The organism is Pantoea sp. UBA4549, from assembly GCF_002387285.1.
Classification (GTDB): domain Bacteria; phylum Pseudomonadota; class Gammaproteobacteria; order Enterobacterales; family Enterobacteriaceae; genus Pantoea; species Pantoea borealis.
In genome coordinates, this window is record NZ_DGLH01000009.1 from 148,608 (window position 1) to 163,268 (window position 14,661).

At 58.2% G+C, this 14,661-nt stretch carries 13 protein-coding genes; 5 read left to right on the plus strand and 8 right to left on the minus strand.

Annotated elements, in window-relative coordinates; translation table 11 throughout:
* Positions 1-258 precede the first annotated feature (258 nt).
* Together chaB and B3041_RS07410 are read left to right on the plus strand one after the other, a co-directional pair.
* Positions 259-489 (plus strand): putative cation transport regulator ChaB, encoded by a 231-nt coding sequence (chaB, locus tag B3041_RS07405; RefSeq protein WP_065649082.1) that lies wholly within the window; start codon positions 259-261, stop codon positions 487-489.
* A gap of 230 nt (positions 490-719) precedes the next feature.
* A complete protein-coding gene (locus B3041_RS07410; protein WP_167350684.1) occupies positions 720-1,394 on the plus strand; it encodes a gamma-glutamylcyclotransferase in 675 nt (224 codons plus the stop codon).
* On the opposite strand, the gene B3041_RS07415 is transcribed toward B3041_RS07410, so the two are convergent.
* The 8 genes from B3041_RS07415 to B3041_RS07450 all read right to left on the minus strand — a co-directional run bounded on the left by B3041_RS07415 (position 1,391) and on the right by B3041_RS07450 (position 10,388).
* Positions 1,391-2,803 carry a serine/threonine protein kinase gene (locus B3041_RS07415; protein WP_065649083.1) on the minus strand — a complete coding sequence of 471 codons (1,413 nt, stop codon included), beginning with the start codon at positions 2,801-2,803 and terminating at the stop codon, positions 1,391-1,393. The two genes, B3041_RS07410 and B3041_RS07415, sit on opposite strands and share 4 nt — an antisense overlap.
* A 64-nt stretch (positions 2,804-2,867) precedes the next feature.
* Entirely contained in the window at positions 2,868-3,818 is a 951-nt protein-coding gene (locus B3041_RS07420) for a hypothetical protein (RefSeq protein ID WP_292970990.1), read from the minus strand.
* A gap of 15 nt (positions 3,819-3,833) precedes the next feature.
* Positions 3,834-4,610, minus strand: coding sequence for a PP2C family protein-serine/threonine phosphatase (locus tag B3041_RS07425; protein ID WP_065649085.1), 777 nt, complete (start codon positions 4,608-4,610; stop codon positions 3,834-3,836).
* Positions 4,607-5,737 (minus strand): type VI secretion system-associated FHA domain protein TagH, encoded by a 1,131-nt coding sequence (gene tagH / locus B3041_RS07430; RefSeq protein WP_292970995.1) that lies wholly within the window; start codon positions 5,735-5,737, stop codon positions 4,607-4,609. Before tagH ends, B3041_RS07425 begins: the two co-directional genes overlap by 4 nt.
* 33 nt (positions 5,738-5,770) lie before the next feature.
* A complete protein-coding gene (gene tagF, locus B3041_RS07435) occupies positions 5,771-6,469 on the minus strand; it encodes a type VI secretion system-associated protein TagF (RefSeq protein WP_065649087.1) in 699 nt (232 codons plus the stop codon).
* Between the two features lie 13 nt (positions 6,470-6,482).
* Complete coding sequence (gene tssM / locus B3041_RS07440) at positions 6,483-8,597, minus strand: type VI secretion system membrane subunit TssM (RefSeq protein WP_292970999.1); 2,115 nt, start codon at positions 8,595-8,597, stop codon at positions 6,483-6,485.
* Positions 8,597-9,811 (minus strand): type IVB secretion system protein IcmH/DotU, encoded by a 1,215-nt coding sequence (gene icmH / locus B3041_RS07445; RefSeq protein ID WP_065649089.1) that lies wholly within the window; start codon positions 9,809-9,811, stop codon positions 8,597-8,599. The genes tssM and icmH overlap by 1 nt, the downstream gene beginning before the upstream one ends.
* Positions 9,812-9,896: 85 nt before the next feature.
* Positions 9,897-10,388 (minus strand): SH3 domain-containing protein, encoded by a 492-nt coding sequence (locus B3041_RS07450; protein WP_206099908.1) that lies wholly within the window; start codon positions 10,386-10,388, stop codon positions 9,897-9,899.
* 561 nt (positions 10,389-10,949) lie between these two features.
* On the opposite strand from B3041_RS07450, the gene flhB reads away from it, so the two are divergent.
* Genes flhB through flhE form a run of 3 tightly spaced genes read left to right on the plus strand, consistent with a single transcriptional unit; the run spans position 10,950 to position 14,624 of the window.
* On the plus strand, positions 10,950-12,134 hold the full coding sequence (flhB, locus tag B3041_RS07455; RefSeq protein ID WP_292972392.1) for a flagellar biosynthesis protein FlhB: 1,185 nt from the start codon (positions 10,950-10,952) through the stop codon (positions 12,132-12,134).
* Positions 12,127-14,214 (plus strand): flagellar biosynthesis protein FlhA, encoded by a 2,088-nt coding sequence (flhA, locus tag B3041_RS07460; RefSeq protein ID WP_065649091.1) that lies wholly within the window; start codon positions 12,127-12,129, stop codon positions 14,212-14,214. The genes flhB and flhA overlap by 8 nt, the downstream gene beginning before the upstream one ends.
* Complete coding sequence (gene flhE, locus B3041_RS07465; RefSeq protein WP_292971005.1) at positions 14,214-14,624, plus strand: flagellar protein FlhE; 411 nt, start codon at positions 14,214-14,216, stop codon at positions 14,622-14,624. Before flhA ends, flhE begins: the two co-directional genes overlap by 1 nt.
* Positions 14,625-14,661: the final 37 nt, after the last annotated feature.

The following is a 14,661-nucleotide window of genomic DNA, read 5'->3' on the forward strand; positions in this document are numbered from 1 at the left end:
TTTTACGCGACTTTACTTTTTGCGCTAAGTTAATCTGATTGAGTTAAATAAACAGTTATTTCAGTATTTATAATTAAATTCATATAGATATAAATCCACTATAAGCAAATATCGCGCAGTAAAAGCCGCTTTGAAGCTATGATATGAGGCCGTTATTGGCTTTAAGCAGACTGTTTTAACGATCGCTGGCAAAAGATAGCGTTTGCATTTCAGCGCATCTGTTCCAGACTTTACGATATACCTGACACCGGAGGAGATATGCCTTACTCATCAACCAGCGAACTGCCAGACAGCGTGCGTCACGTGCTGCCGGCTCATGCACAAACCATCTATCAGAACGCCTTTAACAATGCCTGGGATCAATATAAGGATAAAGAAGATCGCCGGGGCGATGCATCAAGGGAAGAGGTCGCGCACAAAGTTGCCTGGGCTGCAGTGAAGCATGATTATGCGAAAGGCGATGACGACAAGTGGCATCCGAAAAAGTAGTGGCTGATGCGGGCCAGAGCGGCCCGCACCACGCCTGTTTTAATCCTCTCATTATTTCTTCCCGCCAGCCGATAATCTGAAACAGTTCTTTATGTGAAAAGCGTCAGGACAATCTTGAAACCGCAGTAATGAATGCATTACTGTTTCTGACTGAGCCGACGCGCGTCGTTTTCAGGATACCGGTTCAGGATCCAGGCGTGCAGGGTGCCAGTGCAGTAGAGGAGATCGCAGTGTTAACCCGGGAATTCTTACTTAAAGCCGATTGCAAAACATCGTTTGGTGATATTGATGAGGCGCTGCTGTGGAGCTGCGAAAAGCGGGCCGCTTCGCTTTCTGCCACGCTTGCCTGCCGGCCTGACCAGAGTCCGGTATGGATCTTTGGCTATGGCTCGCTGATGTGGAACCCGGTTTTTGACGCGGAGGAGGTGGCTTCAGGACGCCTGGAGGGGTGGCATCGCGCGTTCTGTCTGCGGCTCACCGCCGGACGCGGCACCGAGGCGGCACCAGGACGCATGCTGGCGTTAAAAGAGGGCGGCAGCACCAGCGGCCTGGCTTTTCGTCTGCCAGAGGCGCGCCTGCATGAAGAACTGGAGCTGCTCTGGAAGCGCGAGATGATCACCGGCTGCTATCTGCCCACCTGGTGCGAGCTGCAGCTGGAAGACGGCCGCTGCGTTACGGCGCTGGTCTTTATCATGGATCCGCGTCATCCGCTGTATGAGGATGATTCCTGCCGCAGTACCATTGCACCGCTGATTGCGCAGGCGAGCGGGCCGCTCGGAACCAATGCGCAGTACCTTTTCTCGCTTGAGCAGGAGCTGGTCAGACGCGGCATGCAGGAAGCCGCACTGACGCGGCTTGCCGCTGAGGTAAGGGCGCTGCAGCAGCGTGCAGCGCCTCAGGCTTAATTGCCAGGGTTGATGAGCCAGGTACCAGGCTGCTTAATCGTCAGCGTCTGGCTGCGCACCTGGTCGCCGCGCCGCACCTCAAGATGATAGCTGCCGGCAGCGAGATTGAGTGACGCAAAACCGCTGCTGGCGGCTTTGATATCCTGCACTTCACCATTCAGCACGACGCTTTCGCCTGCCTGCAGCTGCAGATAGAGTGTGGCAATAGCGGGTGCGCTGGTTGCCGCCGGGGCCTGCGTCGCCGGCGCAGCCGCTTCCGGCGCTGCCGCGACAGGTGGCGTCTCACCGTGGCGCACCGTCTGCCACACAACCAGACCCACCGCCAGCAGCGCCACAGCAGCCAGCGCCACTATGCCCGGCGACGCGCGTCGGCCTGCTGCACCGCCAGTGAGCGGTTCAGCAGCGGCGGCAGCGGGGTTAATTGCCACCAGCGGGGGTTCCGGTTCTGCGGCGGTGTCCGGCAGCCCGGCGGGCAGGGCAACCACCGGCAGCGGCGTGCTGAGCGCTTCGGCATCGCTCACCGGCAGATCGATAAGCTGCGCGAAGGCGTCGATGGTCTGCGGACGGTCCTGAGGCTTCATCGCCAGCGCACAGTCGATGGCGTGCAGCAGCGGCAGGGAATAGCCTTCAGGCCGGGTTACCGCAAGCGGCTGGTAATTATCTTCGATGCAGCGCACCACGCTGACCGGCGGCGCATGTCCGGTAATCAGCGTATGCAATACCGCGCCCAGCGCATAGATATCGGTCCAGGGACCCTGTTCGACCTCACCCTCTTCACTATATTGCTCAATCGGCGCAAAGCCTGGCTTAAGCATGATTTCGGTTTCATCTGACAGATTGCCGATCTCTTTGCGCGCTGAACCAAAATCGAGCAGCACCGGCAGCTGGTTATCCTGAATCTGAATATTATCCAGCGAGATATCGCGATGCAGATAGCCGGCAGTATGGATTGTATTGATTGCGCCAAACAGCGGCGGAAGCAGGCGACGGATCCAGACTTCATCCACGGTGTCAGACTGACTTGCCTGCCACGCTTTCAGCGTCATACCGCTATAGAACAGCGTTCCCATATAGGCGGTGCCATTCTCTTCCCAGAAGCGCAGCACGTGCAGCAGCCCCGGATGATTAAAGCGTGCCAGCAGGCGTGCTTCCTGAATAAAGCTGTTACGACCGGCGTTGAACAACTTCTGAAAGCGCTCACCGCGCAGCTCCAGCGACATGTCTGCTGCGCGTACGGCCAGCGACTGCGGCATATACTCCTTGATGGCGATAAACCGTTCCAGCTGGTGATCCCAGGCGCGGTAGACGATGCCAAAACCGCCACCGCCTACGACGTCCCTGATTTCAAACTCGTTAAACCGGTAGCCCGCAGGCAGGGCATTAGGGATATGATTTTCGTTTGCCGACATAGTGAGTTCTCTGAACACATCCTGTAGTGCCTGTTGCCGCAGGGCAGCAGGCAGCGATCGCTGATTAATTAATGTTACGCCAGGCACCGATAGCCGGATCGGCGAGATCCGCATGCAGGGTGTCAATCAGTAACACTGTCACTTTTTGCTGTGGCATAAACTGCGGCGACCAGATGCCGCGTAAACGATCGACCTGCGCTTTTACCGTGCTGCTTTCACTGCCAGCTTTTTTATCCATCTGAATCAGCAGGGCACCGCTAAAACGCCAGACATGTTCCCGCGTATCAAACGGCAACACCAGCCAGCTCCCGGCAGCATCCGGCCGGGTTACAATCATCCGCTGTTTATTGACCGCGACTATCTCCAGCGGTCTGGCGCCGGCCGCGAGACCGGCAACCGGGTATCCCTGATAAAAGACCACCGGCAGCGTCGCAGGCCCGCCTTTACTCAGCAGCGTCATGCTGGCTGCGCCTTCCAGCCAGCCTTCCGTGGAGCAGCGCCGTTCCGGCGCATCAGGGATAAACAGCGAAGCGCCTTTATCATCCCACCAGGTGCGGAAATGACAGCCACCGGGCAGCGCAAAGTGCTGCAGCGGCGTGTTGTCCGCCGGTCGGGAGAGATCCAGCGGTGCCGCAGTCGTGCTGCTGGCGCTGGCAGTGGCGTCATTCAGGATAATCGGACGCCAGTTCTGCAGTTTTGCTGCGCTGCCGTTAGCCAGCACGCTGCCTTCTTTGGTGGTCATCTGCCACGGCAGCTCATCAAGAGTGCCGCACTGGTTTGCCAGCAGCGTGCCTACCCGGGGCAGAAAGCTGGTAAGAATACGCGTGTCGCTGCTTTTACCGGACACAATACGCAACGGCAGCGTCTCTTTGCACCAGTCGTCGGGCGCTTTACTGGCAACATTGTCGATCCAGACTTCCAGCGCCAGACTGGGCGAATAGACCACACGATAATCTTCTGCCTGTGCATTCTGGGCCAGCAGCAGGGCGGCAACGCCCGACAACCACACTTTCATAGGGATCCTTGCAAATCAATAGTGAGGCGGCACAAAGCGCGCCGCATCAGCCTGGGAATAGAGCAGCGTGGCATCCTGCGGTTCGCCAATCCAGATCGCCAGCGCGCTGAGGTTGTCCCGCTTCTCGCTGCGATTTACCGCCTGTTCCATCAGCGTCAGCCACTCTTCACAGGCGTTAACCATACGTAACGCCTGTTCCATCTCCTGCGTGGTCAGGTTGAGCCAGAAGCCATCCGTGCAGACCAGAAACGCATCCCCGTCCTGGAGGTCAATCGCGGCACTGAACGTGACCGGACGTACCGGCTCAGTGCCGAGCGCATTATAGAGTAAATTACTGTTAATGCCGGAATTTTCATAGCCTGCTTCCTGCAGATGCCGGGCCAGACTGTGGTCCCGGGTTACCTCACACAGCGTGCCATGACGGAAGTGGTAAACCCGGCTGTCGCCTGCATGCGCCCACCATGCACGCTGTTTTTTACGGTCAATAAACAGGGCTGCGAGCGTGGTGCTCATGCGGGAAAATTTCGGATTCTTCCCTTGCTCCGCTGCCAGCGTTTGCTGGCAGAGGGTGATAGCTGCCTGCGTGGTGTCAGGCGTAAAGCTGTGGCTGTTTTGCAACGCGCTCAGCAGGGTATCGCGCACCAGCTGCGCTGCGTAGTCGCCGCCGGGTAGTCCCGCTACGCCATCACATACCAGAAAACAGGCGTGCTCATCGTCGAGCTGCGCACCGGTACGATCCTGGTTTTCATCACGCCGGCCCTGCTGACAGCGGCTGGCAAACATCATTTTCATGTCTCGTCCGTCCGCGTCTGTGAATCTTTGTACTGATTAACTTCCATGTCATACGCATTGAGAAAGGCTTCGCCAAAGAGCGTGTGGAAATCATCTTCAATCTCGCCAGCAGTGCGCTGATAGTGCCGCGTAAAAGCGTCCCACAGGGCAGCCTTGCGCCCGCTGCTGAAGGCGATTTTAGGCAGCGCGCCATCCTCGCGTGCGCGATCTTCCAGCCGCTGCGGGTTAAAAGATTGCAGCATGGCAGCAATGATCGCCCGGATACCGGCGATCATGCCCAGCTGATGCGCCTGTAAATCCACCAGTGCATCGCGCACCGCGGCTTCAGGCGGCATAAAGCCCGGCATCTGGCTTTGATACATCTGCATCAGCACGGTTTTACCGGAGGGCAGGATCTTAAACGGATTATTGGCTTCATTCAGAATCATAGTCATGTCAGCTTTCACGCCGCGTTTGAGTATCGAACGCGAGGAGAGCAGGGCAACGGTTCCCTGAGAAAACAGGCTGAGCATGCGGCCGGTAACGCGCATCTGCTCTTCACTGATAGCGGTCTGATGACCATTGTTCAGTCCCATTCCCTCCAGCAGAGCGGCGATGAGCTTCTCTTCTCCGGCTTCCGCAGGCAGGCCGGTTTGCGGTGCGCGCTCATAAGCAGGATCGATGGCCAGCCGCGGATCGGGCCGCCGCTCCTGACGTGCAGTGAGAGGGGGTTCCGGCATCAGTTCAGCACTCAGAACGGCCTCCTGCTGCATACCAAGCGGATCGGTGGCATCCTCGCTAAAAAACGACAGCGGATCGTTCTGCACCGCAGGCTGCTGCGCGGGGTCGGTAATGTCCAGCGTGTATTGACCAATCTGCAGCCGATCGCCATGCTGCAGCAGCGCCTGCGCGCCACGTTGCACGACCTGACCATTCAGCATAATCGCCGTGACGCTGCCCTGTGCGGTCAGACGGCATTCACCCTCGGCAGAAAGATGAATAAGCGCCTGCAGGCGTGAGATGGTGCGCGTTTCATCAGGCAGTATCAGATCGTTATCCTGACTGCGGCCAATGGTGCCGCCAGGCGGCATAAAGGTGACGCTTCTGGCTGGCACATCCGTATCGCACTGCACAAAGGTAAATTGCATGAGTCATCCCGTTAATAAGGCAAACGCGCCGGCTTATTCAAACATGGGTGGATAGAGGCCATTACGCCCCGGCTGCGCACCCGCCGCCGGGTTAAATAACAGTGAAAAAAGCTCTGCGGTCAGCGGGCCGCTGTGTTTATGAGTGGCGTGAGCAAAGCCGTCACTGCGATTGCTCCACCAGTAGCTGATATGTTGCTGTGGTTCAAACCGTTCTGCCACTTCCCGCCAGCTCAGGGTGCAGGGAAGATCGGCAAAACCGATGACATCCATAATATCGCTGCGCTGATTGTCCGGCACCAGTAAGGGTGAAAGCTGCTGCATGTGGGCTTCCAGGCTCTCCGGCAGAGTACGATCGCGCACCGCTGACCAGAGCAGCCCGCCCAGCTCACGAAACCAGTCGCCGGAGATCGTCAGCTGCGCCGGGTGCCACTCGTTCAGCGTAAAGGTGCGCAGGGCCAGCAGCGGCCAGGCGCGTCCCACACGATCGCACGAGGGCAGCAGGCAGCCCATCTGCACCTGCTGGCGCAGCGGCGACAGCGGCAGAACAAAGTTCCACACCGGCGCGCGTAAAAAGAGCTGCGTGCTGGCGTGCTCCTGCTGATGCCAGTGAATTAATCCCTGCTGAAACCAGTGGCTCCAGGGAGAAACAGTGGCCTCACTCAGACGCTGCCGCAAAAAGTCACCGGTAGCGGGTAGTTTGCCATACCAGCCCGGTGCGCTGTGGTTCGCCATGATTACCTCACCGTTACTCACTATAGCGGGTCAGCTGCCCGGCAGAGGCCTCTGGCGCGGTCGCCAGCACGCTGCTCTCCTGACCCGCACGTTTCAGGTTTTCTGCAAGCTTGCGCATCATCAGCGCGTTATCACGTGCATAGGGTGAAGATTGTATCTGCTGATCGAGCAACTGACTGAGATGCCAGTCGAGCTGCTGCAGATCGCGCACGCTGACGTCCGCCGGCAGCGTGCGCTGCAGATTTTCGATCAGCCAGCTGCGCAGAAACGTGCCGTCATAATTACGCGGCTGATAAAGCATCTGATAGGCGCGTAGCGCGTTGCGGCTATATGCGTTGTCGGTGCCAGGATCGTCGCGCAGCAAATGCGTGATTTGCTGTGCCACCCGCGGCAGCAGCAGAGACTTAAGCGCATTTTGATAAAGCACCCATGCCGCATCGCTCACCTGCGTGCCGCGATAGAGTCCAGCGCGCATAGTAAGCGGCGGATTATCCAGCGAAAAGCGATCGGACAGCGGCAGCTTCACCAGGTTATTTAAGAAGGGTAGCAGATCAAAAATATTCTCGACGGGCTGATGGATGACCTGCTGACTTTGCTGCGTCAGAGGCGCAATACGGCTGGCCACCTGCTCAAGATAGCGCTGATTTTGCACATAGCTGGTAAGCCATAAGCCGCATAACAGAACCAGCGCGCCCGCCAGGGCACCATAGCCTATCCGGTGCAGCAGACGGTTGCGGTATTCCCAGTGGCGGTTGCTGCCGGCAAGACCGCTTTCGCGAAACACCAGTTCGCTCAGCAAATCGCGGATAAAATAGCTCTGGCCTTTATTGCCCGGAATAGGGTTACTGCGGTTGACGCTGTCCCAGGCTGCCAGAGTGTGGTCGCCGCTTTGCGGCAGCTGCAGCTTGCGATTAAGGGCGCCCATGATGCGGTCAAACGGCAGGCCTTCCTGGGTTCCGCTGGTAAAAAACAGCCCGCGCGCAGACCAGGCAATATCATCCTCATGACGGGAAAAGATAACGTCGAGATACTCATTAAGGAGCGGGCGAAGTGAACCAAACTCCTGCGGAAAAAGAAAGCTATCAGCCCGCTGCGTCAGATCGCGCTCGGCCGCCATGCGCTCTGCCAGCTGCTGCTTAAGCTGCTGCTCAAGCCGCCGGAAGCGCGCCGTAAAGCTGCTCTGCCATTCATCTTTGTGAGGTTTACCTGGCTCCCAGGGAAAGGTGAATCCCCAGATGGCATCCCGCTGCGGCTTACTGAGTCCTGCATGAAAGCTCAGAAACCCCTTCAGCAGATCCGTTTTAGTTACCATGATATAGACCGGAAAATGGATACCGGTTTGCTGATGCAGTTCAGCCATACGACAGCGCAGCGCCGTGGCCTGCGCATGCCGCGCCTCTGCGGTATCGGTCAGCAGGTCGGCCACGCTGATGGTCAGGATCACGCCGTTAATCGGCTGACGCGTGCGATAGCGCTTCAGCAGATTGATAAAGCTTTGCCACTCGGCGCTGTCGCGCGCGCGCTGGCTCTCCTGCAGCGCATAGCGCCCGGCGGTATCGATCAGCACTGCGCTGTCGGTAAACCACCAGTCGCAGTGGCGGGTTCCGCCTACGCCACGCACTGCGCTATTGCCATGCGTATCCGTCAGCGGAAAAGAGAGTCCGGCGTTTAACAGCGCGGTGGTTTTGCCTGCGCCCGGTGCGCCGACAATCAGATACCACGGAAGCTCATAAAGGTAGTGGCTCTGAAAGCGTGCCAGCCAGCTTTTTTGATGATGACGACCAAACTGCGCTCGTTTCAGACGCAGCGCGGCTTCGCTGAAGCGCTGTGTCAGCACCTGTTCGGTGGAGTGGCGATCGGAGAGCTCTTCCTGACTCATGCTCTGCAGACGATTCAGCAGCTTGCTGTTGAACCAGCCACGCCATATTGCCGGAATAAGCTGAAACAGCGTCCAGCAGAAACAGAGCAAGGCGACGGCGAGCTGTCGTGAGAAGATCGGTTCCAGCGGGCGGGTCTCACCCCAGACCCACAGCGGGCCGAGCATCCACACCAGACAGCTGAGGGCGGTAACACCGATCAGGCTCCAAAGCAGGCGATGAGTCAGCAGGTGACGAACAGATGTGCGCATCAGCGTTTGCCCTCCGGGGTTGCCGCCGCTTCCGGTGCGGCAAAAAGTGTGATCTCCACCCGGCGATTGCGGGCGCGGTTTTCATTGCTGTCGTTAGGCAGCAGCGGGTTACTGTCACCGCGACCTTCTGCTTTAACACTTTGCCCCGGTGCCAGCTGCGTCGCCAGCAGCTGCGTAATAGCACGCGCGCGGGCCAGCGAAAATTCATAGGTAGAGGCAAAACGGCCATCCACGGCACGGTTGTCGGTATAGACCGAGACCAGAACAGTTCCCTTAACGCTTTTCATTGCGCTGGCGACGTGCGCCAGCAGCGCACGGCCAACCGGGTTGACGACGGTGCCATCCGGAACAAAAAGTTTATCGGCGGGGATGATGACTTTACTGCCAAAAGCGCCATCGCTGACTTCCAGCTGGCCGGCAGCAATCACATCATTCAGACGCTGGCGCAGGTCGAGCAGCGCCTGCGGTGAAGCGGGACGTCGTCCGGGCATAATCTGCGGCAGAGGGGTCTGATAGATATCGCGCAGCAGCGGTTCAGCCGCATTGCCCAGCCGCCAGTTGAGCATGCTGTAGACCATGCAGGCAATGAGCGCCGCTACGGTGGCACAGGCCCAGAGCGGGACCATCGGACGCGTCAGGCTGTTAACTAACGGATGCACCTCTACCAGCGGCGTTGCGGCGATATTTTCCGCTGCACGCGCGTCGTGGATCAGCTGCGCCAGACGTTTGCGAATACCTTCACACTGCGTACGGCCGCTTTCGCTGCCGCGGTAACGACCTTCATATCCCAGCAGCAGACAGTAGTGGATCACTTCCAGCAGCCAGAGATGCTGCTGCGGACTTTGCGAAACGCGGGAGAGAAGCTGAAAGAATTTTTCACCTCCCCAGCTTTCATTATGGAAACTCACCAGCATGCCGTTGCCTGACCAGACGCCGCGCGTTCCCCACGGCGTCTGGGCTGCCGCTTCATCCAGCACACTGCAAAGACAGTAGCGCGCACCGATGATCATCTCAAACGGCAGACCAGCCTGCTTGCAGCGCTGTTCAAACAGCCGGATCTCATCAATCAGCAGCTGGCGTAATCCGGCCGGATCGTCATGCGTTGCAGCCTGCCGGATGCGGACAACAGCATTCAGCACCGGGGCGGCGGCATTCAGCAAAAGGTTATCGTTGCCCGCGCTGATATCGTCGCGGGCAAAGGGATCCTGCATCATTAATTCTCGTTTTTCCTGGCAATGACGGCGCTATTTTGCCATAAACTGCGGCACCACTGTCGCCAATATGCGCCAGATTGCTGACTCAATCCAGGATCCAGGTCGCGGTATCAGTGGTGCGGCACGCTTTGCTGGCACCGCCTACTGCCACGCACACCTGTTTAGCACGACGCGGACGCGGGCGATCGCTGCGCAATGTGGCGTCATAGCGGCTGCTCTCAACGGCCGCTTTAGGGGGGATATAGCCTATCAGCTGGCCTTCTGGCTCTTCAGCAATCGCCAGCCAGTTATGTTCTACCCGGCCAAGCACTTCAAAGCGCTGGGCGTTATCAAGGTAGCGCACGACTTTGCCACCGTAATCAGGGGTGGTCATAACGGAAGCGGCATAGAGTGCCCGCCAGGATGCGTTGACAGGGGTGAACTCTGCAGGCGCGGCAACCGCATAACGATGCGTCAGGGTAACGCCGTTAACCGTACTGGTTACCAGCGTATCCTCTGTCAATGCTGGCGGCGGGGTTTTGCACCCGGCCAGCGTCAGGGTCGCCAGCAGCGTAAGCATAAGCGTTTTTTTCACCATCATCCTTATCATTCCATCAGATTAATTGCAGAGTAACAGTGGGCGTACCCGGCGAGTATGAACACAGTGTGTTGCGAAAAAACCACGAAAAACAGCCAGATCTCTTCAGGACAACGTGTGTCTCAGTCTACCTAAGACTTTTGAGAATTCAAACTATTGCATCGCGGTAAATTGCGTGTTAGCGGCGTAATATCTTGCCTGAAGCTGAAAAGCGTGTCGACAGATGCCAGCGACAGTTAAGCGACTTTTACGCTTCATCCGGCATCGGGAAGGGCGGGCAGCGAAGAATCTTTTCAGGTAAACGCGTGTTGATGATAAAAGATTAGATAATTTTATGTTTTATGGCGAGGCTGTCGCTGCGATGTATTAACAGAAAATTCTCATTTTAAGATTTTCCGCGGCTATCCGGCGCGTCAAAATCCCGACAGCATCACATCTTTTGTCCGTGATTTCTGCTGGGAAAACAGGCAGGGCACGGCAACGATTTTACTTATGACGCAATAAGCAGGTTATTTCGTCGTTTAATCCGCGCTTTAGTCCTGAGCAAGTTTGTCATTCTCTATGCAGAATTTCTGCCAGCTGAGGTGTGCTGTGTCTGAAGAGAGTAGCAGCGAGGACAAAACAGAATCGCCCACCCCCCACCGACTTGAAAAAGCACGGGAAGAGGGGCAGATCCCGCGATCGCGCGAACTGACATCGGTACTGATGTTGCTGACCGGGCTGATGATCCTCTGGCTTGGCGGTTCCCATATGGCCACGCAGCTCGCCCGCATGGTGGCGACCGGCTTTCGCTTTGATCACGGTATGGTGAATGATGACAAAATCATCGTGGCGCATATCGGCAATCTGATCATGCAGGCGGTGGTTGCACTGCTGCCGCTGATGGGCGGGCTGGTTATTGTTGCCATGGCGGCACCCATGGCGCTGGGCGGCATCCATATCAGCGGTAAGTCGATCAAACTCGATTTCAAAAAGCTCAATCCGCTGCCGGGTATAAAACGTCTGTTTTCCGGCCAGAGCGCGGCTGAACTGGTCAAGGCGATCCTCAAAGCAGTGCTGGTAGGCGTCGTCGCGGGCTGGTATCTCTGGAGCCACTGGCAGGAGATGCTGCGGCTGATTAGCGAATCACCTGTTAACGCGCTACACCATGGCCTGAGTATGGTCGCCACCAGCTGCGGGCTGGTAATGCTGGGCCTGTTTCCGATGGTGGGTTTTGATGTGTTCTGGCAGCTCTACAGCTATTTCAAAAAGCTGCGCATGACGCGTCAGGAGATCCGCGATGAGCACAAACAGAATGAGGGCGATCCGCACGTGAAGGGGCGGATCCGCCAGGCGATGCGCGCGGCGGCCCGCCGGCGCATGATGGCCGACGTACCAAAAGCGGATGTGATTGTGACGAACCCGACGCACTACTCCGTGGCGCTGCAGTATCAGGAAGGCAAAATGAACGCGCCGAAAGTGGTGGCGAAAGGCGCAGGCGACATCGCGCTGCGCATCCGTGAAGTTGCAAAAGAGCACCGCGTGCCGATCCTCGAAGCGCCGCCGCTGGCGCGAGCGCTCTACCGGCATACTGAAATTGGCCAGTTTATTCCCGGTGCGCTTTACGCCGCCGTAGCGGAAGTGCTGGCCTGGGTCTGGCAGCTGCGGCGCTGGAAACGCGAAGGCGGCCTGATCCCGACCAAACCTAAGCATCTGCCGGTCCCGGCAGAGATGGACTTTGCAGGAGAGAACAGAGACGATGGCTAATCTGGCCGAAAAGCTGCGTTTACCGGGCAGCTTTAAAGAGACGCAATGGCAGGTGCTGGCAGGACCGGTGCTGATAATGTTGATCCTGTCGATGATGGTGCTGCCGCTGCCCGCCTTCATTCTCGATCTGCTGTTTACCTTTAACATCGCGCTATCGATCATGGTGCTGCTGGTGGCGATGTTCACCCAGCGGACGCTGGAGTTTGCGGCGTTCCCTACCATACTGCTGTTCTCAACGCTGTTACGCCTCGCGCTGAACGTCGCCTCCACCCGTATCATTCTGCTGGAAGGGCATACCGGGGCTGATGCAGCGGGCCGCGTTGTAGAAGCCTTTGGCCACTTCCTGGTCGGGGGTAACTTCGCCATCGGTATCGTGGTGTTTATCATTCTGGTTATCATTAACTTCATGGTTATCACCAAAGGGGCCGGGCGTATTGCTGAAGTCGGTGCCCGCTTTGTACTGGATGGGATGCCCGGCAAGCAGATGGCGATCGATGCCGATCTGAACGCCGGTCTGATTGGCGAAGATGAAGCAAAACGCCGCCGTTCTGAAGTGACCCAGGAGGCCGATTTCTACGGCTCAATGGATGGTGCCAGTAAGTTTGTGCGCGGGGATGCCGTCGCCGGTATTCTGATCATGGTGATCAACGTGATCGGCGGCCTGCTGGTGGGCGTTGTGCAGCACGGTATGGACGTGGGGCATGCCGGGGAGACCTATACGCTGCTGACCATCGGTGATGGCCTGGTGGCGCAGATCCCGGCGCTGGTGATCTCCACCGCAGCAGGTGTCATCGTCACCCGCGTCGCCACTGACCAGGATGTCGGTGAGCAGATGGTCGGGCAGCTGTTTAACAATCCGCGCGTGCTGATGCTCAGCGCCGGGGTGATCGGCCTGCTTGGTCTGGTACCCGGCATGCCGAACTTTGTCTTTCTGCTGTTTACCGGCGCGCTGCTCGGACTTGCCTGGTGGCTGCGCGGTCGTGAAATGCAGCCGAAAAAACAGCCTGAATCGGCCAGCCTGATGAAAACCCAGGAGACGCCTGCCACGGTAGAAGCCTCCTGGACTGACGTTCAGCTGGAAGATTCTCTGGGCATGGAAGTGGGCTATCGCCTGATCCCGATGGTTGATCATACTCAGAATGGCGAACTGCTGGGACGTATTCGCAGTATTCGTAAAAAAGTGGCGCAGGAAGTGGGTTTTCTGCCGCCGGTTGTACACATCCGCGACAACATGGAGCTGCCACCCGCGCGTTATCGCATCCTGATGAAAGGGGTGGAGATTGGCAGCGGTGACGCTTATCCGGGCCGCTGGATGGCAATTAACCCCGGTACCGCAGCCGGCAGCCTGCCGGGCGAGCCTACGGTGGATCCGGCGTTTGGCCTGGCAGCGATCTGGATCGACAGCGCCCTGAAAGAGCAGGCGCAGATTCAGGGCTATACCGTGGTCGAGGCCAGCACCGTTGTGGCAACGCACCTTAACCATCTGATTGGGCAGTACGCCAGCGAACTGTTTGGCCGGCAGGAGGCGCAGCAGCTGCTGGATCGCGTTACTCAGGAGATGCCGAAGCTGACGGAAGATCTGGTGCCGGGGGTGATCAGTCTGACCACGCTGCATAAAGTGCTGCAGAACCTGTTAATCGAACGTGTATCAATCAGGGATATGCGCACCATCATTGAAACGCTGGCGGAGCACGCGCCGGTGCAGAGCGACCCGCAGGAGCTGACCAGCGTAGTACGCGTGGCGCTGGGACGGGCAATCACCCAGCAGTGGTTCCCGGGTAACGGTGAGGTCCAGGTTATCGGTCTGGATGCCATGCTAGAGCGTCTGCTGCTGCAGGCGCTGCAGGGCGGCGGTGGCCTGGAGCCCGGGCTGGCGGATCGTCTGCTGATGCAGGCACAGGCGGCATTGCAGCAGCAGGAGATGAGCGGTGCGCCACCGGTGCTGCTGGTGAACCATCCGCTGCGTGCGCTGCTGGCGCGCTTCCTGCGGCGTAATCTGCCGCAGCTGGTCGTGCTCTCCAATCTGGAGCTGAGTGACAATCGCCAGATCCGCATGACCGCCACAATTGGAGGCAAATAATGCGTCGCTGCTACCAGATAGTGTTGCCGCTGCTGCTGCTGCTGCTCGCACCGCTGGCAGGCATCGCCGCTACCGGTGCCTGGAGCGCCAGCGTCAGCGGTCCCGGGCTCGGCGCACGTGGCAGCTGGCTGTTATCGCCTGCGCTGCAGGCGCCCTCTGCGGCACCAGGCAACATCGCTGTGGTCAGCTGGCGTTATCAGCTCAGCCGGCCGGCACCCTCCGGGCTGGTGGTACGCCTCTGCGCCAGCCAGCGCTGCGTGGAGCTGGACGGTGCCAGCGGCTCGACGCGCGGTCTGGCGCTGATCCCGGCAGAAGAGCCGCTCTATCTGGCGTTTGGTTTTCAGGGGCAGGGATCACTGCCACCGGGCCTGCGGGTACTCAGCAGTGAAGTGACCGTAAACTATCGGTAATAATAAAAAACCCGCACAAGGCGGGTTTTTTTATCGG